2 protein-coding genes are annotated in these 3,317 nt (G+C 63.6%); one reads left to right on the top strand and one right to left on the bottom strand.

The features are described from left to right. Position 1: 1 nt before the first annotated feature. Positions 2 to 2,248 (bottom strand): penicillin acylase family protein, encoded by a 2,247-nt coding sequence (locus tag LJE91_11115; GenBank protein MCG6869243.1) that lies wholly within the window; start codon positions 2,246 to 2,248, stop codon positions 2 to 4. 189 nt (positions 2,249 to 2,437) lie between these two features. On the opposite strand from LJE91_11115, the gene LJE91_11110 reads away from it, so the two are divergent. Continuing rightward, positions 2,438 to 3,317 (top strand): aspartyl/asparaginyl beta-hydroxylase domain-containing protein (locus LJE91_11110; protein ID MCG6869242.1); only part of this gene is annotated, 880 nt, incomplete at its 3' end.

The raw sequence follows: 3,317 nt of genomic DNA, 5'->3' as shown, positions 1-3,317 counted from the left end.
CCTAGATGAGCTTGTAGGCACCTTCGCGCCATCGTTTCAGGTCTTCGCGATAACCCCTGGAAAGGAACGACTCTGATCGTCCGCCCGGGAGATTCGTCCACAACGCTCCCGAACTCATGTCCGCTACCATGTGATAGCACGCGGCAAACGTGCTCTGCCGTCGACCCGCGTTGAACAGAGAACCCTGACAGACGGTGGCGTGGTTTCCGGGAAGGGGAAACGGCTTCTTCGACAATCCCGGAAGGCCGCGAAGGCGGTCGCCGAGGAATATGTTGTTCATACCGATCCGGTTTCGCTCACCCCAGGCCACCACAGGTCGCGCCGCACCGCGGGGAATCGCCTCCCTTAAAATCTCCGCGCGGTGGGTCGCGGGGAGCCAAAGGGAATCCGGCATCTCCAGGACACGGTCGAAGAATCCACTCAAGGCGGACAGCAGGGGAGTCGAGGCAAAGCGCTTCCGTAGGTAGCGTTGCAGCGGCGGCGTACGTCCGAACACCGCCAGCGCGACCGCCTGGTGGATGTCCTCGAACAGCGTCGCGGCCCGCGATCCCGGTGTGTAGGCGAGGTCCCAGCGCTCGAGCAGGGAGCGGGCCTCGCCGCGCGGCAGATACTCGAGGTACCGGGGAACGAAACGGGCCGCTTGGCGAGAGACCGTGTCGTACTGGATCGACTGGAAGAGTTCGGCGTCATGGGGCCCGGTCTGTCGCAGCCGCTCCTCGATCCGCTCCTTGCGGTACCCGGCGAGCCAGGCGGTGGACAACGCGGGTCCTCCGGGTCGCTGGCGAGCCTCGTTGGTAATCACGATACAGCCGGATTCGGGATTGAGAAAACCCGGGGTATCGGTTTCCGGATCGACGCGCCCGCGCCAGGCGTCGCGCGCCGTCCATCCGGCCGCTGGCGCCAGCCCGCTCCAGCCTGGCCGGCGTCTGGGTACGGATCCGACGAACTGGTATCCGATGTTCCCCCCGGTATCGGCGAAAACCATGTGGAGGGTGGGAATCTCGACAGAATGCATGATGCGCCGCGCGTCGCGTACCCGCGTACAGCGCATCAGCTCCATGAGGCCGACGATAGCTCCTGTCCCCGCCGCGTCGAGGCCGGTCCATCGCCAGCTCAGTCGCCTGTCCGCAGGCAGGGTCGCCGGCTCCAGGACGCCGTGCGGTCCCTGCCGGTACGAACACCTGACCTCCTCATGGTCCCGGCGCCGGAAGGTTTCGCGACGATCCTCCAGCGGGACCCGTTCCCCACCTTGAAGCAGGGCACCGTCGCGAAGCCATTCCACGAAAAAGTCGGAGGTGTCCGCGCAACTGTAGGTTACGCCCCACGACAGCTGTCGGTTGCGGCCCGAAACGATTCCGGGCAGACCCGGTACGGTCGCGCCCTTGACCTGCTCGGTCCCGACGTCGAGGGAGCACTCGAACATCACGGCGGGCAGGCGGTTGACCTCGAGGTGGGGATCGTTCGCCAGCAAAGGCTCGCCCGATGCGGTCCTCGACCCGTCGCACACCCAGGCGTTGCTGCCCCCGGCTGCCGGTAACGGCACGTGAGCGCGGCATCCCGGGTAGGGGGCCGGTATCTCGGGTACCGATAGGACGATCTCCCGATCGAGTCCTTCCAGGGCTGGGAACAGTTCCGAGAGCCGCGCATCGTCCACCCCGAGATGCACCAGATCCATCAGGAACAGTTCCACGAACCGCTGTCCCTCGGCCAGTCCCGCATAGGCCATGAGTTTCAGGAGCGAGAGTACGTCTTCGGGCTCGTAGGCGGCGGGGTAGCCCGTTGTGATCCGCAACCACCACGGGTAGTACCTCCGCCAGGCCATGTTGACGCCGGTGCAGTAAGCCTTCAGATCCTCTCGGTAACGGCCCTGCACTCGATCGATGTGCCGGCGGGCGTCCCGGGCGAATCCGAGGCGCCTGAAGTGTCTGTCGACTTCGAGGAGGTCGTCGCTGTCGGCAAAGCATTCGCAGATCCTGCCCTGCGAGACGGCGCGCATCAATGCGATCTGCGCACCGCGGTATCGGCCGTGCAGCCATCCGAGCGCGTACATCGCATCGGTCCAGTTGCTCGCACGGGCGGCCGGAACAGGGCCCGAAAGCCGGAGATTAATCGATTCGCGGATGGCCTGCATCGGGTCGCGTCGAGGCGGTCGATCGATGGATTGTCCCTGGAGGTCCGCATCGCCGGACGTGTCGTCGACGCTGTGGGCATCGGGACGGATTATCGTGGCCCCGCGGTCGCCGGACAATGGATTTCCGGCACCGCCGGTCTGACCGGGAAAATCCGATGCGTCGGTCCATGGCGCCCAATCGGCTCGGCATTGGCGAAAGCACTCTTGTAAACTGCCCGCGTTCGCCGACCGGACCACTGGATCCTGGAGTGTCCGAAGACGTTCCAAGCAGACAGCCGACCTGAAAGAGCAACGGAAAACCGCAACATGAAGCACGTCGATATACAGAAGAACGTACTCAGTGTAATGCACAAAGGGGGATATTACGACGGGATTATGGCCGCGGGTGACGACCTCGACCGGGTCAAGCATTTCCTGCAGATCCTTGACGGGAAACGGGAAACCGAGCCAGGTCTCCCCTTTCAGAATCCCTGGATGTGGCCGATCTTTCCGGGACTGAACAGCCGGCCCGTTCACGAGAAGACCGATGGCATCGCAACGGACATCCTGGAGAGCAGCTTCGAGCGTATTCGCGACGAAATCCTGCGCCTAGGGAACGAGGTCTACGTACCCTACACCACCAAGACCACCGGGGAGGAAGGAGACTGGTCGGTCTTTCCGCTGACCTACATGGGCGTTAAGGTGGCCCCGCTGGTCAGGCTTTGTCCGCAGACCTGGCGTGTGGTCACCTCATTGCCGCGTACCTGCTACCGGTATCCCTGGGGCGATGTCCTCTTCTCGCGGCACAAGCCCGGTACCCATCTGCCAGCGCATTGCAGTGTCGACAACCTGCGGCTGCGTTGCCATCTGCCGATCACCGTTCCGTCGGGTCCGGAGATACGCGTCGCGGACCAGAAACACGCCTGGACCGAGGGAAAGTGCTTCCTATTCGAGGACTCCTTCGAACATGAAGTATGGCACCATGGAGATACCACCCGGTTGATCCTCATTCTCGATTTCTGGCATCCCGACTTCACCGACGCCGAGGTTCGCGCGCTGACCGCGGGTTTCAGAAAGCGCGAGATTCGGGAGATATTCTTCGAGTTACGGCTCAGCCGCGCTGCCTCTGAGTACCGCGACTTCTTCCTCGATGCCTTCCGTCGCGAGGACGATGACGACCTGATCCGCGAATTCTGGCCCTCCGCCG

It is taken from the genome of Gammaproteobacteria bacterium (assembly GCA_022340215.1).
GTDB lineage: Bacteria > Pseudomonadota > Gammaproteobacteria > JAJDOJ01 > JAJDOJ01 > JAJDOJ01.
Note: the sequence above shows the minus strand (reverse complement) of the source record. Positions and strands in the feature narration are given on the sequence as shown.